General features: G+C 45.8%; 23 protein-coding genes, 1 tRNA gene and 2 pseudogenes. 9 read left to right on the top strand and 17 right to left on the bottom strand.

Going from position 1 to position 25,820, the window contains the following annotated elements:
- Positions 1–103 precede the first annotated feature (103 nt).
- Positions 104–177, bottom strand: a tRNA-Pro gene (locus tag IQ270_RS15885).
- A gap of 91 nt (positions 178–268) precedes the next feature.
- On the opposite strand from IQ270_RS15885, the pseudogene lipA reads away from it, so the two are divergent.
- The 4 genes and pseudogenes from lipA to IQ270_RS15865 form a co-directional block, all read left to right on the top strand.
- Positions 269–1,144: pseudogene (gene lipA / locus IQ270_RS15880) on the top strand (lipoyl synthase); the annotation flags it as partial.
- Between the two features lie 128 nt (positions 1,145–1,272).
- Complete coding sequence (locus tag IQ270_RS15875) at positions 1,273–1,590, top strand: hypothetical protein (protein ID WP_193974133.1); 318 nt, start codon at positions 1,273–1,275, stop codon at positions 1,588–1,590.
- 705 nt (positions 1,591–2,295) lie between these two features.
- Positions 2,296–3,564, top strand: coding sequence for an RNA polymerase sigma factor SigC (gene sigC / locus IQ270_RS15870; RefSeq protein WP_193974132.1), 1,269 nt, complete (start codon positions 2,296–2,298; stop codon positions 3,562–3,564).
- Between the two features lie 257 nt (positions 3,565–3,821).
- Complete coding sequence (locus tag IQ270_RS15865; protein ID WP_193974131.1) at positions 3,822–4,349, top strand: transcriptional repressor; 528 nt, start codon at positions 3,822–3,824, stop codon at positions 4,347–4,349.
- Between the two features lie 201 nt (positions 4,350–4,550).
- Here IQ270_RS15865 and IQ270_RS15860 read toward each other — a convergent pair whose 3' ends face one another.
- From IQ270_RS15860 to rpmH, 12 genes and pseudogenes are all read right to left on the bottom strand, one after another.
- Positions 4,551–5,741, bottom strand: coding sequence for a peptidoglycan-binding protein (locus IQ270_RS15860; protein ID WP_193974130.1), 1,191 nt, complete (start codon positions 5,739–5,741; stop codon positions 4,551–4,553).
- Between the two features lie 125 nt (positions 5,742–5,866).
- Entirely contained in the window at positions 5,867–6,298 is a 432-nt protein-coding gene (locus IQ270_RS15855; protein WP_193974129.1) for a hypothetical protein, read from the bottom strand.
- Between the two features lie 786 nt (positions 6,299–7,084).
- Positions 7,085–7,520 (bottom strand): annotated as a pseudogene (locus IQ270_RS15850) (filamentous hemagglutinin); the annotation flags it as partial.
- A 243-nt stretch (positions 7,521–7,763) separates the two neighbouring features.
- Positions 7,764–7,940, bottom strand: a complete 177-nt coding sequence (locus IQ270_RS15845) for a hypothetical protein (protein WP_193974128.1) — start codon at positions 7,938–7,940, stop codon at positions 7,764–7,766.
- A gap of 546 nt (positions 7,941–8,486) precedes the next feature.
- Positions 8,487–8,948: an SH3 domain-containing protein gene (locus IQ270_RS15840; RefSeq protein ID WP_193974127.1), complete on the bottom strand. Its 462-nt coding sequence runs from the start codon at positions 8,946–8,948 to the stop codon at positions 8,487–8,489.
- 115 nt (positions 8,949–9,063) lie between these two features.
- Positions 9,064–10,572, bottom strand: a complete 1,509-nt coding sequence (locus tag IQ270_RS15835) for an AAA family ATPase (protein ID WP_193974126.1) — start codon at positions 10,570–10,572, stop codon at positions 9,064–9,066.
- A 388-nt stretch (positions 10,573–10,960) separates the two neighbouring features.
- Complete coding sequence (locus IQ270_RS15830) at positions 10,961–11,473, bottom strand: DUF177 domain-containing protein (protein ID WP_193974125.1); 513 nt, start codon at positions 11,471–11,473, stop codon at positions 10,961–10,963.
- 237 nt (positions 11,474–11,710) lie between these two features.
- Positions 11,711–12,184, bottom strand: a complete 474-nt coding sequence (locus IQ270_RS15825) for a R3H domain-containing nucleic acid-binding protein (protein WP_193974124.1) — start codon at positions 12,182–12,184, stop codon at positions 11,711–11,713.
- An 8-nt stretch (positions 12,185–12,192) separates the two neighbouring features.
- Positions 12,193–13,341 (bottom strand): membrane protein insertase YidC, encoded by a 1,149-nt coding sequence (yidC, locus tag IQ270_RS15820; RefSeq protein ID WP_193974123.1) that lies wholly within the window; start codon positions 13,339–13,341, stop codon positions 12,193–12,195.
- A 331-nt stretch (positions 13,342–13,672) separates the two neighbouring features.
- Complete coding sequence (locus IQ270_RS15815) at positions 13,673–14,062, bottom strand: PH domain-containing protein (protein WP_193974122.1); 390 nt, start codon at positions 14,060–14,062, stop codon at positions 13,673–13,675.
- Complete coding sequence (gene rnpA / locus IQ270_RS15810; protein ID WP_193974121.1) at positions 14,034–14,438, bottom strand: ribonuclease P protein component; 405 nt, start codon at positions 14,436–14,438, stop codon at positions 14,034–14,036. Before rnpA ends, IQ270_RS15815 begins: the two co-directional genes overlap by 29 nt.
- Positions 14,439–14,481: 43 nt before the next feature.
- Complete coding sequence (rpmH, locus tag IQ270_RS15805; RefSeq protein ID WP_193974120.1) at positions 14,482–14,619, bottom strand: 50S ribosomal protein L34; 138 nt, start codon at positions 14,617–14,619, stop codon at positions 14,482–14,484.
- Between the two features lie 508 nt (positions 14,620–15,127).
- Between rpmH and IQ270_RS15800 the strand changes: the two genes are divergently transcribed.
- The 3 genes from IQ270_RS15800 to IQ270_RS15790 all read left to right on the top strand — a co-directional run bounded on the left by IQ270_RS15800 (position 15,128) and on the right by IQ270_RS15790 (position 21,054).
- Positions 15,128–15,544 (top strand): XisH family protein, encoded by a 417-nt coding sequence (locus tag IQ270_RS15800; RefSeq protein WP_193974119.1) that lies wholly within the window; start codon positions 15,128–15,130, stop codon positions 15,542–15,544.
- On the top strand, positions 15,532–15,870 hold the full coding sequence (locus tag IQ270_RS15795) for a XisI protein (protein WP_193974118.1): 339 nt from the start codon (positions 15,532–15,534) through the stop codon (positions 15,868–15,870). The genes IQ270_RS15800 and IQ270_RS15795 overlap by 13 nt, the downstream gene beginning before the upstream one ends.
- Before the next feature lie 78 nt (positions 15,871–15,948).
- Positions 15,949–21,054: an ATP-binding protein gene (locus IQ270_RS15790; RefSeq protein ID WP_193974117.1), complete on the top strand. Its 5,106-nt coding sequence runs from the start codon at positions 15,949–15,951 to the stop codon at positions 21,052–21,054.
- A 16-nt stretch (positions 21,055–21,070) separates the two neighbouring features.
- On the opposite strand, the gene IQ270_RS31135 is transcribed toward IQ270_RS15790, so the two are convergent.
- The 4 genes from IQ270_RS31135 to IQ270_RS15775 all read right to left on the bottom strand — a co-directional run bounded on the left by IQ270_RS31135 (position 21,071) and on the right by IQ270_RS15775 (position 24,252).
- Positions 21,071–21,244 (bottom strand): hypothetical protein, encoded by a 174-nt coding sequence (locus tag IQ270_RS31135; protein ID WP_228056414.1) that lies wholly within the window; start codon positions 21,242–21,244, stop codon positions 21,071–21,073.
- A complete protein-coding gene (locus IQ270_RS15785; protein ID WP_228056413.1) occupies positions 21,222–21,698 on the bottom strand; it encodes an MFS transporter in 477 nt (158 codons plus the stop codon). The genes IQ270_RS31135 and IQ270_RS15785 overlap by 23 nt, the downstream gene beginning before the upstream one ends.
- A 243-nt stretch (positions 21,699–21,941) precedes the next feature.
- A complete protein-coding gene (locus IQ270_RS32130; protein WP_193974116.1) occupies positions 21,942–23,618 on the bottom strand; it encodes an HlyD family secretion protein in 1,677 nt (558 codons plus the stop codon).
- Between the two features lie 163 nt (positions 23,619–23,781).
- Positions 23,782–24,252 carry a MarR family winged helix-turn-helix transcriptional regulator gene (locus IQ270_RS15775; protein ID WP_193974115.1) on the bottom strand — a complete coding sequence of 157 codons (471 nt, stop codon included), beginning with the start codon at positions 24,250–24,252 and terminating at the stop codon, positions 23,782–23,784.
- Positions 24,253–24,539: 287 nt separating this feature from the next.
- On the opposite strand from IQ270_RS15775, the gene IQ270_RS15770 reads away from it, so the two are divergent.
- Both IQ270_RS15770 and IQ270_RS15765 read left to right on the top strand, forming a co-directional pair.
- The gene (locus tag IQ270_RS15770; protein ID WP_193974114.1) at positions 24,540–25,202 is read left to right on the top strand and encodes a class I SAM-dependent methyltransferase; all 663 of its coding nucleotides are present in this window, start codon (positions 24,540–24,542) and stop codon (positions 25,200–25,202) included.
- Positions 25,203–25,467: 265 nt separating this feature from the next.
- The gene (locus tag IQ270_RS15765) at positions 25,468–25,710 is read left to right on the top strand and encodes a hypothetical protein (protein ID WP_193974113.1); all 243 of its coding nucleotides are present in this window, start codon (positions 25,468–25,470) and stop codon (positions 25,708–25,710) included.
- The last annotated feature ends 110 nt before the right edge of the window (positions 25,711–25,820 follow it).

Below are 25,820 nucleotides of genomic sequence, written 5' to 3'. Positions count from 1 at the left end.
CAGCTACTTAGAAGAGTCGGACTGAGCTAAAGATGAGCGGAAAGTGGAATATCCTAGAGAGTAATAAATCTGAAACCCTTTACCCGTGAAGAGTTAAAGTCAATCGGGATGACAGGATTTGAACCTGCGACCCCCTCGTCCCGAACGAGGTGCGCTACCAAGCTGCGCTACATCCCGAAATTAGTCACTGTATTTTTACAATATCACATTCAATTCAAAATTGACTAAGCTCGTATATAATGATTTGTAAAACACTACTCAGGCGGAGACAGACGTGACAGTAAAGCCCCAGTGGTTGCGAGTTAAAGCCCCCCAGTGGGAGCGCGTCGGCAACGTCAAAGAAATTTTGCGGGATTTATCCCTGAATACGGTTTGCGAAGAGGCTTCGTGTCCGAACATCGGCGAATGCTTCAACGCAGGTACTGCTACATTTTTGATTATGGGGCCGGCTTGTACCCGCGCCTGTCCTTACTGCGATATCGATTTTGAGAAAAAGCCCCAAGCTTTAGATCCGACGGAACCCCAAAGATTGGCGCAGGCGGTGCAGCGGCTCAAACTCAATCACGTTGTGATTACTTCTGTTAACCGCGATGATTTGCCGGATGGGGGGGCATCTGTGTTTGTCGAGTGCATTCAAGCTGTACGATCGACAATGCCCGATACAACTATAGAAGTTTTGATTCCCGACTTGTGCGGCAACTGGCAAGCTTTAGAAATTATTCTCGCAGCCCGCCCCGAGGTACTCAACCACAATACCGAAACCGTAAAGCGACTTTACCGCAAGGTGCGGCCGCAAGGAAAGTACGATCGCACCCTCGAACTGTTGCAACGAAGCCGCCAACTAGCACCGGGGGTTTACACCAAATCCGGAATCATGGTGGGACTGGGAGAAACAGATGCCGAAATTCGGGAGGCGATGCAGGACTTGCGGGCTGTTGGCTGCGATATTTTGACAGTTGGACAGTACCTGCAACCGACTCAAAAGCACTTGAATGTGGAAAACTTTGTGCCTCCGGAACAGTTTGATGCTTGGAGAGAGTTTGGCGAATCTTTGGGATTTTTGCAAGTTGTCGCTTCTCCTTTAACTCGCAGTTCCTATCATGCCGAACAAGTGAGGGAACTGATGAAACTTTACCCGCGCTAGCAATCTTAGTTTGCGTTACGTCAAGCCCAGAACACCTTTCTCAATCAGATAAGCTGTTGCGGCATTTGAATTTTATCTAAAAAACAATAAAACTATTGTGGGGTGGGCACGCGAGTGGGCCCGCCAATATGCAATGTTTATTTGTGCGACAGCTTAGGACTTGGGTACTCGCCGAAAAAGAAACCGATTTTTTTTTGACTCTGATTGAGGGTTTCAATCAAGTATTTTGGTTAAAAAATCAAGGTGATGGCCACGCGTGCCTCCAGTACGACTGTAATACCATAACCGGGCAACAGCAATCAAAAACCTGCGCTTTCTGTGTGGGTGAGTGCAAAAATCCGGTTTCTGATGCTGATGCGAAAAAGTATCGGTTAACCCGCAAGCTGCAGCAAACAGCAAAAAAAAATATTGGCTTGTCGCCCCATCAAACTCCCAACTTATACTAAATCCGGGGAAGAAAACCCCTTGATCATCCATGACTGCGTAAGGTGCAAAGCCACAAACAAATACTGCCGATGGCAAATAGCCAAGGGAACGCACCCTACTACCATAAAGGGGGTATGTTACCGGGATTTGGTATTACGCCCAAAATATCGCTGGACTGGGTTTTTTGCTCAACTTTCTGGGTTGAAATCCGTGATTTTTATCGAGAAACCCGGTTTTTGTGTCAGCGACTAACTCGGTAACGCGGAGGGGAAAAACTCGGAAGCTCATAACCTGTAACGGATTCAAATTCCGCCAACTGCGGGAATTCAATCAAGAGGGCCGAGTTATATAAAGTTTTATTAAAAAAGTCGGTAATTTTCCGAAGTGATCAGGAACCAGGTTATTGGTGATGAAGATTAACTTAACTTCTGACGAACATCACTTGTTTTTAGCCAGTAATTATCTATACTAGCTATACAAACAAAGAAGTACAACCGACTTTTCGGGCCTTCAACCTGTTACATCAGAAAGTTCTTAGCGTTTTCCTGAATCTTGCTAAAAGAAGTGGGACAGCCGAAGTTCGATCTCTGGAACAGCAAAAAAGTCATAAAAGTTAGTAAAAAAACAAAAAGCGGTGATGCTTCTGCTTAACAAGCTGGGCATCATAATTATAAATAACCGCTAAGCGTAGCATCTTTTCACCCGGAGCAACTGAGAAAATCACTATGCCAGCCACCTCTTTTTATGCTGAAGCTGAATTCGACGAACAACTGCGAGTAAATCCCTTGCAAAATGTAGATGTGTTGGATGAAGATGCTGAAGAAGCAGGGGACGAACTCATAGACCAACGCGCTGCAGAGGCTGAAGATGCAGAGACAGCATCCAAATTGCCAAAAAATGCCAGCCGCCGCACGACAGATTTAGTGCGCCTGTACTTACAAGAAATTGGTCGAGTTCGTCTTTTGGGTAGAGACGAAGAAGTCTCAGAAGCTCAAAAAGTTCAGCGCTATATCAAACTGCTGGAATTGCGTAATACTGTCGCGTCCCAGGAAGAAGGCCTAATAGGGCGGTTCGTGCATTTAATCGAGGTGCGCGATCGCCTGTCTGCACAGTTGGGACACAAACCTTCGCTGGAACGTTGGGCATCAACAGCAGGTGTAGGCGACGTGCCAGAACTAAAGCGAATTATGTCTGAAGGCAAGCGCCAGTGGGCAGAATTAGCAGAGACTACAGTGGAGGCGATCGAAAGAATTCAAACTGAAGGCATCGAAGCGAAAGACCACATGATTAAGGCGAACCTGCGCCTGGTGGTTTCGGTGGCAAAAAAATATCAAAATCGCGGTTTAGAATTGCTAGATTTAATACAAGAAGGTACCCTGGGACTCGAACGAGCGGTCGAAAAGTTCGACCCGATGCGGGGCTATCGGTTTAGTACCTATGCCTACTGGTGGATTCGGCAGGGAATTACGCGGGCGATAGCTACTCAAAGCCGCACCATCCGCCTCCCCGTCCACATCACCGAAAAACTTAACAAAATCAAGAAAGCCCAGCGCAAAATTTCTCAAGAAAAAGGTCGGACAGCGACGATCGAAGATATCGCCATCGAGCTGGAGATGACGAGTTCCCAAGTCCGAGAAGTTTTGCTGCGAGTCCCGCGCTCTGTTTCTCTGGAAACTAAAGTAGGCAACGAAAAAGATACAGAATTGGGCGACTTGCTCGAAACCGACAGCATCTCCCCAGAAGAAATGCTGATGCGAGAAGCTCTGCACCGTGACTTACAGCAATTGTTGGCAGATTTGACCAGCCGCGAACGGGATGTAATTTTGATGCGCTTTGGTTTGGGCGACGGACACCCCTACTCGCTGGCAGAAATCGGTCGCGCTCTGGACTTGTCCCGCGAGCGAGTCCGCCAAATTGAAGCCAAAGCTTTGCAAAAACTCCGCCAACCCAAGCGCCGCAACCGAGTACGCGATTATCTGGAGTCTCTAGGTTAAATTAGTGGGCGTGCATTTACTGTCGGTTTCTGGATCTAGATAAAAGGCAGAAGGCAGAAAGCAGAAGGCAGAAGTTATGATTTATACTTCTAAACTTTCCCTGTCCTCTGTCTAGGGCTTTGTGGCCTGTTTGCAATCGAAAAATATCAAAAACTAAATTTGTTCCTCAACCTTCTTTCAATAAGCTCACATATTTGCAAAATATCTAGATCGTTGTGTATGATTGTCAATAGGCAGACTTTCTTGAGAGGGTCACTATGGCACTTTATACCGCGTCTTCATTTAAATCCGAACTCAATGACAAAGGCTGGCGGATGACTCCCCAACGGGAAACCATCTTGCACGTGTTTCAGAACCTCCCCAAAGGCAATCACCTGAGTGCCGAGGATTTGTACACTTTGTTGAAAAATCGCGGAGAAAACATTAGCTTGTCTACCATTTACCGAACTTTAAAGTTAATGGCAAGGATGAGCCTCCTCCGGGAACTGGAACTAGCAGAAGGTCACAAACATTATGAAATAAACCAGCCTTATCCGCACCACCACCACCACTTAGTCTGCGTTCAGTGCAACAGAACGATCGAGTTTAACAATGATTCGATTTTGAAAATTGGCATGAAACAAGCAGAAAAGTCTGGATTGCACTTGCTAGACTGCCAGCTAACTATTCATACGGTTTGCCACGAAGCTTTGCGGATGGGATGGCCGTCTTTGGTTTCGAGCAATTGGTCTTGTCCGAAGTCGATCGCCCAGAACACCAGCAACGCCTTGGATTCAATCGAGTAAAACTACACTATTTTCGCATTTTAAGTACAGATTGTTACAACTATTAACAAAAACTAGGCTTCGGCGCAACTGCGATCGCACTTGCGCCGAAGCCTAGTTTTTTGCGGAAACGAGAGTACCGCCGGCTTCCGTCTCGGGTGGAAATACAAAGGGGCCGGGTTTTTGCCCAGACTCTCGAACCGAGACAGAAGCTGTCGGATACTACTGCCGAGCATTACCCCGCCGCAGACCCGCGACGACTTGCACAACAGGGGCTGCTACCTGAGTGTTAGCGTGCCGCAAAGCCGATCGAGTGCTGCGATCGACCCTTCCAGTCCCGAACATCCCGCAATCTTTCTGAAATCGGATCAAAGCTATCTGAGTTGGTCGATCGAACCAACCGTGAATCTGGCTCCTGTAATAACCCAATTCTTGCAGCCGCCGCTGCACAAGTTCAACATCTCGACCTGTAGCGCCTAACTCCAGAAAATCTCCGGCATTACTCTGCTCGTAATTTTCCCCAGGATATAAAGTAGTTTGAGCTGCTCTCATCTGGGCATCTATCGCCACCAAAGTAGCAGTGTCAGCGCAGCCGTCAGAAACCAGATTGTAATCTTGCTGAAAACGAGTCACAGCATAGAGAGTGCGTTCGCGAAACTTGCCGTCTATGTCGCCTTCAAAATAGCCCAAAGCTTTTAACTGCCGCTGGATCAAATCTACCGTCGCGCCTCTGTCCCCGAACCGCAGCCCCTTGCAACCCCCATTTCCGGAAATATTCCCCCCACCGCTAGCGGGGGGAGTCGGCCCGATGGAGCCAAACAGCAAAGCTAAAGTTTGCCTGTCTGCAACTCCTGTCACCCGCAGCCGATTAATTCGCTGGAAATATCTCACCGCATTGAGAGTAACTTGGCTAAAATTCCCTGTGGGATGCGCGCTGAAGTAGCCTAGCTGCCGCAACCTGCGCTGGAGATCCGAAACATCTGCGCCCGTGTCTCCATAACGCAGCTCGGTGTAGTTTGTATAAATAGTTTGAAAAGGTCGATCGTCACCGGCTAAACTGTTGAGGGCGAGCGCAGTAGCTCGATCGGGTCTTCCAGTCAGCGACAGCCCGTAATCTCGCTGAAAGTCTGTCAGAGCTCGTTTAGTAACAGGGCCGAGTTGACCAGTGGAACTTCTGTTGAAATATCCCAGATCCCGCAACCTATCTTGAACCGATCGCACATTAGGATTTCCCGGATCTATTTGAGCTAATGCCGAACCAGCCGCGCTCAAAACCGACAGCATCAAAGCCAGAGACAGCAACCGGATGTAAGTATGGCTCGATAAGTGCCGGAATTTTAGGCCGGCCAAAATTTGAGGTGAAGCTGGTGCTTCCGAAACCAGGGCAAGTTCGAGGTAGGCTAGGGAGTCCATAATTTTATCAGAAAACTGGGTTTAAAATCGTTCTAGAAGGACGGCTTTTTTCAAGGTCAAGTTTAACCGATAGAACAAAGGCAGAGATTGTTAGTCTGTAAATCTTTGTAAAATCTCCAGTGCTTTTACTTCACAACTTCTAGCATACAAATATCGTGTCGGAGGTCGAATTCATGCTGGTTTTTCAAGTTTATTGCCTGCCGAAAGCGAGAATAATTTAATGCTGTCGGTGAAGCAATAAAGACAGTATAGTTCAGCCGCAACAAAGCACTTAGCCTGTGGACGGAGCGCGAAAAAGTCAAGAAATTTAACCTCGAAAAATATAGTACCATCTTAGCTAAACAATTCCAGTTTTGCGACGAATTCAACAGCACTGCCGACAGTCCGTTGCAGATCGATCGCGGTTTGCAATTTCCCAATTCTACTATACGAAAACTGCAAGCAGAAAGTTCCTGGCAAACAGGGTAAAACTTGCGCTCGATCGCTTGGGAAGAAATGACTGCTACTGATGTCGAAGCAATTCTCGATCGGCAAATCATCTCAAATCCGGGTAACATAACCCCTTGATGATTTAACCGGGAAGACGCCAAAAGCGCCAACAGAAAAGGAAAGAGAAGAGTTACAAGATAAAGGGATAGCAAACTCGGATTTGGTATCAATTGTGTGAATCAACAATCCCCGCGCCTTTAGCCGTCGCAGTGTCACTTAATTAACCGTAAAAAACTGCGCTAAAGAAGTATTCGCTTCCTCCTGTTCCATTCTAAGTTCGATCGCATCGGCAAGTAATATGGTTTCCGCTTGCATCCGAATAATACAATCGAGTCAACGCCGTCAACAGTCAACCATTGAGTTTTTCGACCCGCCCGTCACCAGTCAACGCCCTCAACAGTCACCAGTCACCAGTCAACTGCAACCACTTTACTAAGAATTGAAACAACAAACATGAACGAAATGCGGTGTTTTAGGCGATCGACCGCATTTGAGCGCGACCTGCAAACAGGCAAAGCTGGCCTCAATCGCTGCGGAACTTGAGCCGTTGGATTGTACCCTACAAGCATTACTTGGCCTCGATCGTGCATCACCCAACCTCCAGCGGGGAAGACTTCTGTTGAAGAATACCCGCGCACAAACCCATCGCCCGTGCCACCCGCCGGCAATCTCTCCACTAAATCCGTTACCGCATTCGTTGTCGAACTCCTCAGTGCACTCGGTTCCACCTGAGATGTTGCACCATTCGTGTGGAAGCCTTTTACGGACGGGCTTTCCGGCCCATCCCACAAGAAATTCACTCTTTGACCGAACAGGCCGGACAGCCTGTTCTTGACTATGGTGCAACATCTCAGTTCCACCCAATTAAACTGGCTAGAATCGCTGCTGATCACATCATTAGGAGAGGGCGGTACTCCTCCTTTACCAGTAAGACTCAACTCATTCTCTTGGCTTTTTATGCAGGGATTGGCGGCAATTAAAGTCGTTGAATCGACAACATTTTGGGGTAATTCTACCAATCCTTGTGCCACATTCACACCCGAACTACTAAACTTTCGCCCCTGGCAAATCTGGACCAGCCTGTTGCGAAATAGCGGCGATGTCGCTAGCGGTAATTAAAGAAGTAGGATTGACTTGTAAATCAGCAAATTCAGCATCAGTTAATCCTAAACTACTTCTAGCTTGTTCGCGTGTAACGGCTGAAAAACCAACAAAGATATTCGGTACATTCACCGTCGTAACTTGACCGCCCCTGACCGATCGAGCATTGGCGGTAATATCATTATTTTGCTTCGATAATAAAGCTAGTCCCTGCATTGTTAACACAAGTTAGTCTATTCCTCATGCCACGATCGATTCCTGACGCGGTACCCCATCTAATTTAGGAAGGATATCCTGTTTGGTCGATCGATCGTACTATCCGGGCCAAGGTGCGGGTTTACCAAGTTATTGGTTTTTGGCGATTATTTTTGGGAAACCCGCTCCTGCTGGAATTACGGTCAAGTTGTTTGTTAAAAAATCAGTGGTTGGCGGTTAAATTAAGCCGAACCGATCGCAAATCAAAGCTACTCCCGCTGCAAAAACAGTAATTGCCAAAGCTACTAGCGGGTTTTGTCCTCTGCTGACGGCAAAAGAGGTAACAACTCCAGCTCCTAATGCCGCAGTTACAGCAGCACTCGCCAAATCTCGATCGGGACGTTTGTCGTACATATTTTTTTACTTTTGGTAGCTGTTAAGCTGAAAAGTTACTTCTTGGGATCAAAGCTAGCACTCTTGCTCCTGCTGCGGTGACTCAGCCCTCAGTTTTGCAACTAAGCTTAAAATTTTGCTAAGTTTCTTAACATATTCTGATTAATTAGATAATTTTTACTAATAAATTTGCTAGTTGCTCTGTGCGGTTTTTGGTGGAGAAACCTTTTTGCTGCTGGGATTTGATGTCAAATTCAGGAGTTTGTAGGGGCGATCGCACTCACAGTTTCAGCGTCTGAGATTGCTATCCTAAATAGTGCAAATAAATTTAACTTGACTTCTTATTATCAATGTGTATGTAACTATTTGAGACAAGAGACAGGAAAAAACGCGGCGTTAGCGAACAACCTGTACCCTAGGATGGTTCGCTGCCCTCAAAATGAGATGAGTATATTTTTGGTCTGAGTTCTAAGCCCAGGCGCATCTAAATTTTACAGTCAAGTTTGATGAAATTGTTCTGGGGTGTTCCCCCCCGCCCGAAAAATACAGTGCCAGATGCGAGATAAGTTATTCACCCTCAACTTTTTCGGTATTGCCGCCCTTTACCCAACCTTCGGCATCGCCATCCTCAATCCGAATTCGCTGCCACTCTTTGTCGGGAGAATCTTCCAAAACCACGATTTTTTCCTTGTAACCAACACCGCCAATGCGGTTCGAGTCTCGGCTACCGCTGTCCCGGAGAATTAAGCCGATCGGCTGAGTTACTACAGCTCGGTAAGCTCCCGGTTCCAGCGGTTTCGGAGAGGGGTCATCGCTAGATATGGAAACTGGGCTAGCCTGGGCTGTTGACTTCGGGCTGGCGCCTGCCGTCTGAACTACTGTTTTGTCGTTAGAAAAAACAGGTTTTTCGGGTACAGTAGTTAGCTTAGCGGCAAAGTAAAGTGCAGCCGCCACGCTAGCGCCTGCCATCAGGACGATCGCTAGCAGAAAACCCACTAAAAACTTGAAAACGCTATATACACTGTTCATTGTTGACGGTTGACTGTTGAGAGTTGACTGTTGGCTGTTGAGAGTTGAGAGTTGACTACTGTCACGGCGGGCACGGGGACACCGCCCCTACCAACTGACTGCTGACTTCAAAAGCTTACCCTTGAATCCGGAGGCTCAAACTGCCGTATCTAGAAGCAAGGCGAGCTTTCCCAGCAGCCGCCCAATTTTGCAAAAATTGGATTTGTTCTTGAGCCGTTTTGGCTAAGGGAACCATCTGACTAGCTGATTCTAAAATATCATCTGTGGTAAAATCTCGATTTTGACTAAACCCAATGTGCATTGCTTCAATTAAAGTTTGCTCGATTTCAGCTCCTGAAAAATCGGGAGTTTCGTAAGCCAAGCGCTCTAAATCATAATTTTTGATGCTGTGCGATCGCAACCGCAACAAATGTACCTCAAAAATCGCCCGCCGCTCCTCCTGACTGGGCAAACCCACAAAAAATATTTCGTCAAACCTGCCTTTTCTGAGCATTTCCGGCGGCAAAGACTGGATGTTGTTGGCTGTGGCGACTACAAAAACCGGTGAAGTTTTTTCGGCCAGCCAAGTAATAAAAGTCCCAAACACGCGGCTGGTTGTCCCGGAATCGCCTTTACCGTCCAATCCTGCAAAACCTTTGTCAATCTCGTCAATCCACAGTACGCAAGGTGCCAAGGCTTCAGCTAGCTGAATCATTTGTCTGGTGCGCGATTCCGATTCGCCGACTAACCCGGCAAATAAGCGCCCGACATCCAATCGCAGCAAGGGTAAATGCCAGTGGTGGGCGATCGCCTTTGCAGTTAAGGATTTGCCTGTTCCTTGAATTCCGACTAACAACAAGCCTCTGGGATGCGGCAAACCGTATTGGCGGGCTCGTTCGGAAAAAGCACCGCCGCGCCGCAGCAGCCATTCTTTGAGATTGTCCAAACCGCCGATATCAGAGATATTTTCGCGGGCTGGGTAAAAATCCAGAATTTGAGTTTGGCGGATGGTTTGGCGCTTTTCTTCTAAAATCAGTTCCGCGTCGTCGGGATGCAGTTCGCCTCTGGTGGCGATCGCCTTTGCCAAAACTCGCCGGATTCGTTCGATCGACAGACCTTGACAGGAGCGCACCGTTTCGTCTAGCAAACGCCCTTCTATGGCTTGTCCGGTAGCCCCTAACAATCTTTCCACCTCAATTTTGATGTCCGCAGCAGCAGGCAGGGGAAACTCCAAAACCGTGATTACTTCGCTGAGGTCTTCCGGGATCGAAGTTATCGGAGATACAATAACAATATTTTTCGGTACAGATTTGAGGAGTCTCGCCAAATTCCGCAACTTGCGAGAAATTGAAACATCTTCCAAAAACCGCTGAAAGTCTCGCAAAATAAAGATAGCCGGCGCCGATGTCGGCAATTTTTCGAGAAATTCTAAAGCTTGCAGCGGGTTGCGCTTGCCAAAACCGACATCGTTGGGATTGCCTTGGTAGCCGTCAACAAAATCCCAGATGTAGACGGCCCGATTGCCCTGTTTTTTGGCGCATTGGGCGAGCGTCGCTTCTACGCGCTCTTCTTCCCGTGTGGGAATATAAATTAGGGGGTAGCGCGATCGTAGTAGCAGTTCAAACTCGTCGCTAAAAATAGTCATTAGTTATTAGTTATTAGTTATTAGTTATTAGTTATTAGTCATTAGTCATTAGTCATTAGTTATTAGTCATATCCTGTTCGGTAGATTGACCTATCTAAAATTGGAGTTGTGTGGACTTTTGAATGCAAAATAATGCGAACTAAAGTCCACACTACGAACCGTTTTTGTTATTGTAATCGACCGGGTACGATCTCATTAGTCATTGATGGCTAGCTGCTGTTATTTTTTTTGCCCTCGTTATTCCACAGTTAGTTAGTGGTTAGCTATGAAAGCATTTGTTTCGGACAGTAAAAATATTTTTTGTTTGAGTGCGATCGTCCGGATCGCACTCGCGCGTAAAAAAAGGAAAACTAAAATACTTCATTAGCTAATGACTAATAACTAATGACTAAGGCAATTGCTGCTTAAGCGCTGCCAGAGATGCCCAGCGACTGTCAGATAATGTTTTTGAGCTTTCTGTCTCTGCATCATCATTTAAATCTATTCCCGGACATTCAGTATCGCATAGCTGTTTGTGCGGCAGTTCCAAACACATTTGCTGGTACACCCAGTCACTCGGAGAGAAATCGCCTGTGGGCGACAAATTTTCCACCAAATCTTCTAAATCAACTTCAAATTCTCCTGAACTTAAATCTTGCCGTTCAAGTTTTTCTTCCAGCCAAATTATTTCTGCTGATTGGAGTTTCAAACGATGATTGTATTGTTTCAAGCATCTGTGGCAGGTTAAGGTAACAATTGTTTCTGCTTTTGCCTTCACTTCCAGATAATTACCTTGGTGAGTAACTTGCAACCGTCCCCGCACGGGAGTGAGAGTTTCTAAATCAGGAATAAATTCTTCAAAATCAATAACCTCTTTCCGCTCGGATTTTGTGAGTAGATGAGGGATATAAATTGTCTCCATAATCATTTTTCGCCGTTTTATGCTTTTGATCTTAAAGCAATAGTCAAAAGTCAAAAGGAATAGCTGATTTTTGGCTTTTTCCTTTTTCCTTTTTTACCGTCAGCCCCGACGCACTACCAAACGCCGAGTCGATTTTAGATTTTAGATTTGACTTGCAGCATTGAATCTAGAAGCTTGAACAAAAGTCTAAAATTTTAGGATCTCCACGACTTAAATCTGGGACATTTTTGGGCCCGATCAGCGCCGACGGACTACCAAACGCCGATCGGGTTCATGTCCTTGACTGTAAGTTTCTAGATCCTCACATTCGCTCAAAAAGCCGTGGACTTGACGGCGTTCTGCCGAAGACAAAGATTTTAGTTCAATTTCCGATCCTGTCGATCGCGCTTGATCTGCTGCATACTCAGCCATCGAGCGCAATTCCTCTTGGCGGCGGCTGCGATAGCCATCGAGTTCAACTGTATAAGGCATGGACTCATCTGACTCGTTACCTATGTTGGCCACCGCGTTGCACAGGTACTGAATCGCATCTAGTACATCACCGTCAGATCCGACTAATATGGCAACTTGTTCTGGAGTCAGATTGCTTTGATCTATTGTCATCCAATAGCAATCTTTTTGTTGTTCGCATACCACTTTTGAGGGAATTTCGGACAGTTTTAGGAGTTCTTCTAACCATTGCTGTCCGCGCTGCATTTGAGATTCTTTCATTGTTAAAGTCAAGCCTTTTTCTTAGAACGCTTGGGTTCAAAGGGAAGTGCATCTAATCCCTGTTCTTTTTGGGTTTTCGCCTCTGCTTCCTGCACAATTTTTTGCAGATTTTCCGGCAGCGGTTCTCTGGACAAAATAAACGATTGAACTGTTTGGAAGATGTTAGCAATCAGCATATACATCAATACACCAGCCGGCAGCGGGAAGAACAAAAACATCCCCGAAAATATGACTGGCGTCAGTTTGTTTACTGTAGCCTGTTGGGGGTTGTCGTTTGGCCCTTGTGCTTGTCCCGAAAGGGTTTGGTTGATGTACAAACTGATGCCGAAGCCCAGGATCATCACCAAAATATCCCAGTGGAGCGTACCATCTGAGTCGATCGCGCCAACGCGGCCTAGAGCTTCAATAAACAAGAATCCTTTGTTTGCTGCCAATCCGGGGATCGTGCCTTGAACAGTGGCTTCACCGGGCGCTAAACCCACGAGCTTGCCCTGTTCGTCTACCTTGACGAATTCTTCGCCTTTGATAACTTTCCAACGGGGTTCAAAGTCTATTTCGCTTTTATTTTCTGTCGCTATGGCTTCCAGAGCTTTGCCCTGTGGGGTTTGAAAATTAATTTTGGTTGTATCGCCTACTGCGAGTTTTTCGCCGCCTGGAATCACGCCCACAATTGGAGCATGAAAAGTACCTGTGAAGTAAATATTTTGGGGCGGCGTAGCAAAAGCTTGCGGTTGAACTGTTTCGATTTGTTCTTTTGGCACAACTTGAACGTTGACGCTGTAATTTATGTCAGAAAACGGCGAACCCCTGAGCGTTGCAAACAGTGCAAACAGCACTGGCATTTGCAGCACCAACGGAAAACATCCTGCTAGAGGATTGCCAAATTCTTTGTATACCTTGCTCATTTCCTCCTGCTGTTTGGCAGGATTGTCTTTATAGAGTTTTTGAATTTGATCGACTCGCTCTTTCATCAACGGCTGCGCTACTTTCATGCGTCGCATATTGCGAAGAGAGCCTGCGTTGAGAGGATAAAGAGCAAAGCGAATCACCAGCGTCAGAGCTACGATCGCTAAACCGTAGCTTGGCACGATCCCGTAGAAAAAATCCAGGATCGGCAGCATGAGGTTGTTGGAGAGAAACGAGATACCAAAATCCATTCGCTTGTTCGTTAATTTAGCTGCTCTTTGTTTGCTGTTGAGAACTATTTGCACCCACTGAATGCGGGCTGCCTCAACTTTTCGGCTTTTGTCTCTATCTTAGGACATTGCCTGTCGATCGACCGCCGCGCCTGCGGGTTTTTGCAATGAATTGACCAATATTCGCACTGATTTCGCATAAAAAGCGGACACAAGCGCCCGACTTCTGTCGTCAGCCGCCCCAAATTTTAGACTTTTGTTCGAGATTCCAGATTCATCCTTCCTCGTCAATTCTTCAATTCTTCAATCGACTGATTTGAGCTTCAAATCCGGGTGAAAGCGTTGCGGTTATTTAGCTTTGAGCTGCGTTGGCTTTTTGAGCTGCAGCAGGCAGTTTTTCGTTAATGTAGTCATACATGGCTCGGAACTTCGGAATCGAGCGCAATTCTAAGCGGCTGCCATTTTTCATTGTCAGCACCATGTCTCCGTAACTCCCGAAACCGCGAGGTACGGTGACGATTTTGACTATATCTGAGTAGATAACGTCTGTGCGCTCGCGTCCCATCCAACCGCTAGTTACGGAGACGCGGCGACTGGTGATCCGGTAGCGCAGCCACAGAGCCCGAACAATTGCTCCTACTGCCAGGGGGATTCCCACGACAGTCAGTCCTAGGAGCAAGTTGATAATCAAGTCTGCAGGCGCGGGGCCGCCTTCATAATATACTTCCTCTCGAATTCCCATCTAGTACCTCGGCTTCTACCAACAACTGCTCTAATTCTTGCAGAATTTCTGCATAATTGCACTCTTGTGCGATCGGACGCACGACAATTACTAAATCCCACCCGAATTTTAATCTGGGCAATAGCTCTCGCAAAGCTGCCCGAATCTGGCGCTTAATCCGGTTGCGGACTACAGCGCGCTTGCTCACCTTGAGGCTGATAGAAATGCCTGTACGAGTGGGCGGCACCGATTTCTCGGCTGTCGGCTTGCTCAATTCGACGCTTTTGGGTTTGTGCAGAGCTCTCAAGCTCAAATGAGCGGAGTTGCGGCGCATTCCCTTGCGGTAGACGGCGCTGAAGTCTTTTCGGTGCTTGAGTCGGTTTGTAGGAGGCAACATGGTATAGGGCGATCGTTGAGGCTTCTCAACCAAGGCTGCGGTGCTAGACTGCGAGGCGGTGGCGACCTTTGCTGCGGCGGGCTTTGATTACCAATCGACCGTTTACGGTACGCATTCTGGCGCGAAAACCGGATGTTCTTTTTCTTTTGCGGCTGGTTCCGTGCAGGGTTTGCTGTGTCATTTAGATTTCTCCAGGCTTGTTACTTTACTTTAGATTAATATTCACAATCTGCTAGTTTACCATAAAGTGGTTTTCTTGGCAATAAAATTTTTAATAATTGTGATATTATGATGAGTTGAGGTGGAGGAAACAGTTAAGTGACTTTGCCTAAAAAAGTTCGATCGCCCGCAAGCGCAAAAGAGGGAAAAGAAGACAACAGCACGACAGGGATGGCACGGATACAGGGATGATATGGCAAGGGCGATCGCCCTTAACGGCAAATAATTAAATTCCTAGTTAATGTGCACTCTGCGCGATCGTCAGCGTGAGTCCGGTAGTGTCATGGAATACGTCCAGTTCCTCCCGAAGCCCACCGCAAAATCGATCCTATCGCCCTCAAGTACCGCCAGATTCCGATGGTATCGCACAGCAATATCATCGCCAAAGCCCTCAAAATTGTAAGGGCGATCGTCGTAATACAGAGTAAAATATAAGCAAAGACTTCCAACCTGATAATGAATTTCCTGCAATGCCAGCAAAAGATAAGTTTCATGAGATTGTTATAAATGCTCTTCAGCAACAGGGGTGGACAATTACTCACGATCCGTATCATATTGATTTAGGATTTGTTGATTTTTATATCGATTTAGGTGCAGAACGGCTAATTGGAGCGACGAGAGATGGTGAGAAAATTGCGGTTGAAATCAAGACTTTCTTGGGAGCCTCAACTATTTCGGATTTTCATACTGCGATCGGACAATTTATTAATTATCGCATTGCTCTGGAGGAAGAGGATGCAGACAGGTTATTGTACTTGGCAGTTCCATTAGATATTTACAAGCGGTTCTTCAAGTATACCTTCATTCAAACCGTAATTCGTCGCAACCAAATTCCGTTATTAGTTTATGACATAGAAAAACAGGAGGTGGCTCAATGGATAAGTTAAGTTGGTATCGTCAATTAATTCAGGAATCACTATCAGAAAGAGCTAAGTTACGTTCTCCCAGCGATCCGGTTAAAAGTCAAACAATTTTCGATCGCGAGGAAGATCGCTATCAACTCGTACATTTAGGTTGGAAGAACAGCAGCACCCGAATCTATGGCTGCGTGCTGCATATCGATATTATAGATGGGAAAATTTGGGTGCAACATGATGGAACCGAAGACGCAATTGCGGATTGGTTAGTAGCAAAGGGAGTGCCGAAGCAAGACATTGTGCTGGCATATCATGCGCCTCACGTGCGGCAGTATACAGAGTTTGCTTTGGGGTGATATATCTGTGGGCGATCGATGGGGTGAAAAGCTAAGATAAAGAAGTCAAGCGGAAGAAGACTGGAACACGGAAGATAAATGACTGAATCAGCAAAGCAGCAAAGTAACCCTTTTTCTACAGGGGGTGGTGGACAAAATTTTGAAACGCGGGTTCAAGCAGCCTTCACTGTTCTTATGTTGTCAGGTAGGCTTGGGCCCTGCTTACCCCCTTTCCCAATCACTAAGATCAAACTACAAGGGCGTTACGCTGGCTTTAACACCGATGATTTCATTGTATTCTCCAAACAGCCAGAAACAGAGAAAAGAGCAAAGCTGCTGGCTCAAATAAAACATGACATTAGCATCACGGCAGGAGATGCAACTTTCGCTGAAGTAATTCAAAGTACCTGGAATGATTTCAGTGACGAAAGTTTTGACTCTAGCACCGATGCCATTGCTCTTATTACAGGTCCTTTGAGTGCAACTGACATAAACGATGTGCGACCTATTTTGGAATGGGCAAGACATTCCGAGGATGAGAAAGAATTTTTCACCAAAATCAATACTCCTAATTTTAGTAGCGATGCAAAAAGAAAAAAGCTAGAAGCATTCAAAACGCATTTGAAGAATGCAAATGGCACAACTGATGTTCCTGACAGGCAAATATGGAAATTCTTAAAAGTTTTTCATATTATTGGCTACGATTTGGATACAGAATCAGGGAGCACATTGTCCTTGCTTCACTCCCTAATAGCCCAGTATTCAAATGAAGCTGCGCCATTCTTATGGACGAGAGTTATTGATGCGGTTCAAACTACTAACCAGAACGCAGGAACACTCACTTTAGAAAGTTTGCCGGAAGACATTCGGACTGCTTTTAGTACCGTTAATTCTTCTAGTTGGTCATCGGATGTCAGTAAGCTAAAAGAACATGGGAATTACATTTTAAGTGGCATAAGAACTACTATTGGTGGAATTCACATTAAGCAGTCAGACGCATTTGCTCAATTACTCAGCTTAACTGAAACCTCCAATTTCCTTTTTGTGTCTGGCGAACGCGGGGCAGGAAAGTCTAGCCTAATACGAGAATTTTCAGACTATATAGGCAAACGTGCTCCTATCTTCTGTTTACGCACAGAGGATTTAGATCGAACCCACCTCGATAACGTGTTTTCAGCAATGGGCTTAAGAGGTTCGCTTCGCGATTTAGAAGCAGGTTTCGCTTTGATGCCAAAAAAATACTTGGTTATCGAATCGTTAGAAAAGCTTCTTGAGTTAGAAAAAACCACAGCATTCACAGATTTACTTCATTTATTGAAAAACCAACAAGGTTGGACTGTGATTGCTACTGGTCGTGACTATGCATATCAACTAATAGCTTTTAATCATCTTCAGCCTCTTGGAATTAACTTTACGACGCTTACATTGAGTGGCTTCAGTAATGACCAAGTTGAAAATTTATGCGAACAACTTCAACCTTTACAAAAACTTTCTGATAATCCAACTTTGAAGCTGTTGCTGAAATCTCCATTTTTTGCGGATTTAGCATATAGAGTTCTTCAAACTGGAACAGAGTTTACGCCTGAAGATGGTGAAAAGGAGTTTCGCAACGCAGTCTGGCGAGATGTGATTGCAAAAGAACAAGTCCGAGCAAACGGGATGCCACCTAAGCGGAAGCAAGCGTTTATCGACATTGCAGTCAGTCGGGCTAAGCAAATGGTTTATGGAGTTCCAGAGAATCAGTTTGATGGCGATGTTGTACTCAAGCTAGAAGAGGATAATTTAGTTCGTCGCGATTCCAAGAATAGTCTCGTTAGCCCAGCACACGACGTTCTAGAGGATTGGGCACTCGATCGATACATTGAGGATGCTTATCGGAAATACTCCAACAACACACAGAGTTTTCTTGATGCAATAGGTCATGAACCTGCAATGAACCGTGCGTTTCGCTTGTGGCTGCACCAAAAATTGAGGTACGGCGAGAACGTTGATAACTTTGTGCGCTCTGTTGTTAGTAGTCAAGATATCCAGAGATACTGGCAAGATGAAACTATCGCTGCGGTACTTCAAGGTGATAACCCAGATGATTTTCTCAGGCTGTTAAAGGAGCAACTTTTTTTAGAGAATGGGGAACTTTTTAAACGTTTCTGCTTCATTCTCCGAATCGCCTGTCAAACGCCGGATCAAACATTAACTTCCCAAATAAAAGAAAATGATGAAAAGGCTTTAGTTGATGCTTTGCTTCTTAAGCCATATGGTCAAGGCTGGAAAGCCATGATTTGCTTTCTGTTTGAAAAAAGAGATTCTTTGTTAGAGGGTTTAACCCCACATATAACAGCAGTCTTGAATGATTGGTCTTCTCTACTGAACCTAAGTGAGGATTTACCAGTACCAGCCCGTGAAGCAGGATTATTAGCCCTTCACCTATTAGCTCCTCTTAAAGAATCGTATAGAGATGATGGTGATAGGAAAAAACTACTTAGCATCATCATAAAAACCATTCCGGTAATACACAAAGAGTTTTTAGAACTTTTAGAAGCTGATGTTTTTGTGGATGAAACTGATGAGCGATCGCGCCGACCGCACTACGTTGAAGATTTTTGTGAAATGGCTTTTCAGGGTATTGAAGCGGCTTTCTTTTGCAAATACGATCCAGACACACTAATCAAGCTGGCGCACTCTGAATGGTTAATTAAAAAGTCTGGGGAAGGTAACACATACCAGTACAGAGAAACTATAGGTGTAAATCATTACTTTCGCCTCCGCCAACATCGGTATGAGTTTTCCCCTGCCAGTGGCGCTAAAGGTCCATTTCAACACCTTTTACGTTTCCACTCAAGAAAGGGCTTAGACTTTATTTTAGAATTACTTAACATTGCAGCAGAAGAATATGCCTACTCTGACTTAGATGCACCAAATCGCCACTCACCGACACAACGAGACTGGTCAGAACTGGTGTTTGAACCATTGACTATCCAGTTAAATGATGGGACAAAAATTCAGCAGCATTACTCTGGTCGTTTGTGGGCTGCATATCGTGGACATTCTGTAGTTCCTTACCTGTTGCAGTCCGCTCTCATGGCGCTTGAGAACTGGCTAGTTGTATACATAGAGTATTTTGAATCAGACCAGTTAGAGTGGCTATTTGACTATATTTTGCAAAAGAGCAACTCTGTCATGCCTACAGCGGTTTTGGCTTCTGTAGCAACGGGTTTTCCTGAAAAAGTTGGCAAATCTGCGCTGCCACTTTTACGAACTCCCGAACTATATCATATGGATCGGAGTCGGATTGTTCGTGAGCAAGTCGGCAACGAAATTGATTGGCATCGTTCTGGCTTTCAAAGAGATGCGCTATCTCAACTTTACTCGGAAGAGAGACGTACTGCTGCACTGCGTCCGTGGCGAAGGGAGGATTTAGAAACACTTGTTGTACGCCTTCAGTGTTCAGAATGGAGAGATGAAGCGCTTGCTGCTATTGATGTGCTCCGTGCATCTGAACCTCTGGATGAGACGATGCGGTTCCTGTTGCATAGGATTGACAGTCGTGGCTGGAAACCTATCGAAGATAAAGAAAACAATAGAATTATTTTCGAGCCTGAAGGCTTAGAACCTGACTTAAAGGATATTCAGCAGAAAATTCAAAAAATAATGCAAGTGCAAAATCGCTTCTGTACGCTATATTTATGGGCAAAAAGAATTTTTGAATACGAGTCTCTAGAGAATGAATATTACGCGACATGGCGTGAAGCTATTGCTGACGCGAAAGATATTTTTGAAAAAATCCAGGCTGGTACGGTAAATAATATAGCTATGCACTTTAGTGGCATTGTAACGGCAGCAGCAGTTTTTGTACGAGACAATTCAAGTGAATTAAATGAAGAGAATTTATTGTGGTGTGCTGAATTAATTATTCAAACAGTTACAGCAAATGCAGATGCAGACGATTCAACTGCATTTGCAGATGCAACAGATTATGATGGTGCAGCGGCTGCGGCATCTGTCCTTCCAATTTTATTTGACTTTGCTTTTAAAGAGAATGAGAAACTGATTGTTAAAAAGTTGCTCGCTATTGCATTAACACATATTAACGATAATGTTCGGCAAAGAGCAGCGGAGGGTATTAGAAATCATCTCTGGCAAAGAGATCCTGAATTTGCTCAAAAATGTATTATGGGATCGCTTGAGTATGCTCACTTTAAGCTGGATCAGGATAATCAGTCTTTAAGGATGTATTATCTAGAGGATGATGCCAAAGAGGTTGAAGTCGCTAAGTTACAAGCAAAAAAAGATGAATTTCGCGATCTATTTGTACGAGGCGAGCTTTTGACTGAAATTGAGCAAATTACTCTTCAATCGCACAGTTCATGGGATATTTTAAGCCCTTGCCTGATGATTCTAGATGGCTCAAGAGAACCCAGCCTTATCAAATTGTTGTCGAAAATGCTAACTCTTTTCTTTGAAGCTGAACAAGAAGAGAGAAATAATCAATCTGATAGAGATGATAGAGCGAGAGTAGATAATGAAGTTGAATCAAAGTTTAATAAGCGTTTTTCTCAATATTTGTTCTGCTTACATGACTCTAAATTTGAAGACTATATTGAGCAGTTACGAATAGGTTGTAAAATAGCACCCAGTTTTGTGTATTATCTTGTCTTATGTGTTGCTGTAGAGGCTGAAAGAAAAGGTGAGAAGGAAGTTTACTGGCAACTATGGAAAGAATTATCGCGGGAGGTACAAAAGATAGCTATTGAGGTTGCTGCCAAAGACTCTGAGTACAGGGGCTTAATTCGCGGAATGTTAAAAGCTGATATAGATTGGCAGAAAATTGATTATGAAACTCAAGATATTGCGCTGGGAAAAGACTTGCTACTGGAGTTTGTCACGAATGCTGGAAAGAATCCAGACGTGTTTGAAGCGTTAGCCTCACTCATGTATCATTTCCCCTCAATTTTCTTTGAATCAGGAGTACACATCCTCTCGAAACATCAAAAGGATGAGGGCGGAACTCGTTTGCTCTCAGGGGTAAATACTGCATTCTACTTAGAGAGAGCAATTCAGGGTTTTTTACAGGTCGATCGAACTGGGCCTTTACCAAGAAGTATGCATGAATCTTGTTTTGTGTTGCTTAATGCAATCGTCGAGACTGCTTCATCAAGGGCGTATTATCTTCGAGAACATCTAATTCGCTCTCGCAAGATTTTGTGAAAAAAGTCACGAAGCTCTAATGAGCCCCTCCAGCACCAGCACCAGGTTTCACCTTTTTAAAACCCAAAATCGCAATCCTGCTTAACAACAAAGCAATTCCCACAAAGTAAAAACAATCGTTAAAAGCCATTACATAAGCTTCGCGGCGGACAATACTATCAATTGCTTTAATTGCCTGCTCTTTTGCCACGCTCAAATCTGAGCCGCGTACAAAAAACTGAGTCATGCGATCGATTCTTTCCTGCGTTGCGGGGTTGTATAATGAAACAGATTCCCCCAACCGATTCGAGTGGAATTGCTCTCGCTGCGTTACCAAAGCTGCAATTCCGATCGAACCTCCCATATTTCCCATCATCTTGCAGCGCCCGAAATATAATCATTGAATTCAAGTCCCACGCCCAAGCACAGGACATGGAAAAGAATGTAAACAGAGCGGCATTTACCAAAATGTATCGGCGAAATGAAAACACCTGCGCCAGCCAACCTGTCATCGGAATTACCACAATCTCGGCAACTAAATAAGCGGTGGAAATCCAAGAACCTTCTTCTAAAGTTGCGCCCAAAGCTGCTTGAATTTCTTTGAGATAAGCGTTGGTAATTTGAATATCCAAAACCGCCATAAAACCGCCGAGAATGGTTCCCATGACGCCGCTCCAGGTTTTCAATGGAACTCGATCGCTCTGCTGCTATTGCATTACATTCATGCTAGCCATTGGTGCAACCTCGGGTTTTAGATTTTTTCACCGCTGATGCAGGCAGATTAACGCTGATGAACGCAGATGTTTGTAGTTCATTCCTGGACGCACTTCGATTGATAGTTGTTATTAGTTATTAGTTATTGGTTATTGGTAGCTTTTCACCAATAACTAATTACTGATGACTAATGACTATTTCAGTTCAACATTTACCGTAGCAGACATCCCCGGTGCGATCCGAGTTTCGTAGCCTTTAACGCTTTCGGCATCAAACAAAACTTTCACCGGAATCCGCTGCACAACTTTGGTGAAGTTTCCCGTCGCATTGTCGGGAGGCAATAAGGAGAATTGAGCGCCAGAAGCTGGGGAAAAACTATCGAGATGACCTTCAAATTTGCGGCCACCAAAAGCATCTAATTTAATTTCTACTTTTTGGCCGGGTTTCATGTTTGCTAGTTGCGTTTCTTTGAAGTTGGCAATTACCCACAAATCGTTGCTGACGATCGCCATTAACGGAGTTCCCGGCTGCACCCGCTGCCCGACTTCAACCGATTTGCGGCCGATTTGTCCGGCGGCTGGTGCGGTGATATTCGTGTAGGAAAGTTGCAGTTGAGCGTCTTTAACCGCAGCTTCCGATTGGGCGATCGCAGCCTTAGCAGCATCATACTGCGATCTGCTGACTTTAGTTTGCTCGCCCGTAGCTTGAGCTTGTTGCAATCCGCCCTGGGATGCAGCGAGTTTCGCTTCGGCGGTACTGATACCTTCTTGGGCTACGGCGACTTTAGCTTGAGCGCTGGCGACACCGACTTTGGCTTGCGCGACTTGAGCTTCAGCTTGTTTTACCCCTTCTCTAGCTTGGGCTACTCCTGCTTTTGCTTCGGTTACGCCTTCCTTGGCTTGGGCTAAGCGCGCTCTAGCTTGGGCAATTCCTTGTTGGGCTGCGGTGGTTTGGCCTGCTGCTACTTCGTAGGCGGCTTTGGCTGCGTCTAGTTGCTGGCTGGCGATCGCACCTTCTTCTTGCAAGCTTTCGTAACGTTTGTAATCAGCTTGCGCTTTCACTAGCTGAGCTTGCGCTTGCACTAACTGAGCTTGCGCCGCTGCAATTCCAGCTTCAGCTTCCGCCACTTTGGCTTGTGCTTGGGGAATTCCGGCTTCGGCTTGGGTGACTTTGGCAATTGCTGCGGGTACGCCGGCTTCGGCTTGGGCGACTGCAGCTTCGGCGGCGGGTACGCCTTGTTGGGCTTCTTTAATGGCTGCTTGGGCGGTGGAAATGCCAGCATTGGCGGTACTGATATCTCCTTGGGCTTGGGCTGTTTTGCCTTGGCTGGTTTGAGAGGCGAGGGCAATATTGGCGATTGCTGCTTCGGCTTGGCGGCGGGCGTTTTCTAAGGCTGCTTGGGATTGTTGCAGTTTGACTTGGTAGTCGCGGGGGTCGAGTTTAATCAGCGGTTGTCCGGGTTTGACTTGTTGGTTGTCTTGCACTAAGACTTCGCCGACTGTACCGTTGATGCGGCTGCTGACTTGGTGGATGTGTCCGGCAACTGTGGCATTTTCGGTTTCTTCGTGGATGGAGCTATATTGCCAGTAATTGTAGCCGAAGTGGCCTGCTGCGATCGCCCCGATGCCCAATACAGCGAAAATCAGTGGTTTCTTGGACTTTTTCTTGGGTGTTTCCGACGGTGGTACGGGTGCTTGGATTTCTGTTTCTCCACCAGTTTTGATCTCGGCGGGGGCGCTGACTTCTGTTTCTGGGACTGGGGCGACAGGTGTTGTTTTGACTTCTGTGTCGCCGATCGTCTTTTCTAATACAGCGACTCCTTTGCCGTTGCCGTTAAATTCTGCTGAGTTGATTTCGTTTGTGCCTTTCACGGTATTTGACTCCTGATACTTTAGTAAGATGTCGTTTGTTTAGAGTACGTAGTTTTTATTTAGTAAGACGGCTTTTTTTAAGGGTGCGTAGTATTTTGCTATTATTTATAATGTAGTTGAGGTAAATGCTGCTGCGCTTCAGTCGAAAGAGCGATTTGTCGGTTTAGGAAAGATTGAGAATTGCTCGATCGATCATTTGGGAAAAGAGTTGTCGCTCGGCTGGTGAAAAGCCCTCGACAGCTAGGTCTCGCATTCGAGCTACCAGCGGGGGCAGTACGTCTTGCAGTTCTGTACCAGCGTCTGTCAGCCAAATGCGCCAGATGCGGCGATCGCGCGTGTCTCTCTCCCGGCGGACTAGGCCTCTTTCTTCCATGCGATCAATCACTCCTGTCAGCGTCCCGCCTACCTGTTGCAGTTTGTCGCCAATGCTGGAAGTTGGCAAACCGTCTTCTTGCCACAAGCAGCACAGTACCAGCCAGTGAAAAGCGGTCAACCCAAAGGGTTCGAGTACCTCTTGCAGCCTGCGAGTCCCTAGCTGCCCCAGCAGTTTGATCCGGTAGCCGAGGCTGTAAGGGGCGAGAACCTCGTGCCACTGAGCTAGATTTGTGCGATCGACAGTGGATGTATGAACCATCTGTTTATTACTTAGTGTTCGTACTATTAGTGTAAGATATTTTTTGAGAGATGTCAAGCAAGTGCAAGCAGATTTTTTTGAGGGCGACAGCTATGCTAAAACCGGGACTCAAGTCCCCTGCCGATTCCCGGCGCACTCTGGGCCTGCGGCGCTGCAGAGGATGTGCAGCTTTCAAGATGTCCGCACCCTCAACCCCCCAGTGTCGGATCTCCGTCCAGGGAAGAGTGTTTACAATTCTTAATTGTTCTTAAACTAGAAAGAGTACATCTAGTTTCCGATCGGAATTTATGCTGCTTCCCGCCGACAAACGCACCAAGTTAGACGACACCGACGACAACTTGTTCTACTCCTCTCCTCGGTTTGTGACGCACATAGACGAGGGCTTTATTCAGCAATTAACCGATTTGTATCGGCAACGGCTGAAACCGCATACTCGGATTTTTGATATGATGAGCAGTTGGGTTTCTCACTTGCCCGACGAAATGGAATTTGCTCATGTCGAAGGCCACGGCATGAATCAAGAGGAGTTAGCAAAAAATCCCAGACTGAATCATTATTTCCTGCAGAATTTGAACGCAAATCCTCAATTGCCATTAGCAGATTCAGAATTTGACGCGGTTGTCAACTGCGTTTCTGTACAGTATTTGCAGCACCCGGATGCAATTTTTGCCGAAGTTCACCGAATTTTGAAACCGGGTGGAGTAGCGATTTTTAGCTTTTCCAACCGGATGTTTTATCAAAAAGCAATTGCTGCTTGGCGGGAAGGTTCGGAGGGCGATCGGGTAAAATTGGTCGAGAGTTACTTTGATTCTGTCAAAGGAGCGAATATACCCGGATTTAGTAAGCCGGAAGTAGTTACTAAACAGTCTAACTTGCCGAGTTTTATGCAAATGCTGGGGATGGGAGTTGGCGATCCGTTTTATGCGGTAATTGCCTATCGCCAAAGTTAGGTTTTTTTGAGGTTCGATCTTTCGGAATCCAAGTTTTCCTAAAAATCAAAAGACTTGCATTCGGAACGATCGAACTTGCCCGCAGTTGAATTATACACATTCTGGCTCTTCTAGCCATTCCGCGTCACCGCAAGCAAGCAAAAGATCCTTCAACTTAACAATAGCTTCAGCATCCGGTACATCGGTTGACGCGAGCGATCTTTCAAATTGCCAGCCGAGACAGTGTAGTGGGACAATATTCAGATCCCGTCCAATTGTCTCACCTATGAATAACTGGCCGAAGTTCCTCCCCCATCCTGCATCGTGGGCAAGAGCGTTTGCCTTAAGCAGTGGCTTTTGGCTGATTGTTTCGTTACTGCCGGTAGCTTATTACTATTCTTCCTACGGATTGAGAGCAGCGTACAGGCTCACCTACAACAACTCTGGCGAAGGTGCGATCGCATTTGCTTGGGCGTGCCAGATACCGCTATTTGCCTTCTACCATTGGGGGTTAACTAGGGTTTGCTGAATAATCGATCGCAAACTAAGAACAGGAGTGATCGATATATTCAAGCAGAGTTATATATAAGTTTTTTCGGTATCAAGTCCCCCCAATTATAATTGGGGATTATCTTCAAC

It is taken from the genome of Microcoleus sp. LEGE 07076, from assembly GCF_015207455.1.
GTDB lineage: Bacteria > Cyanobacteriota > Cyanobacteriia > Cyanobacteriales > Microcoleaceae > Microcoleus.
This window is presented reverse-complemented; position numbering and strand designations above follow the sequence as displayed.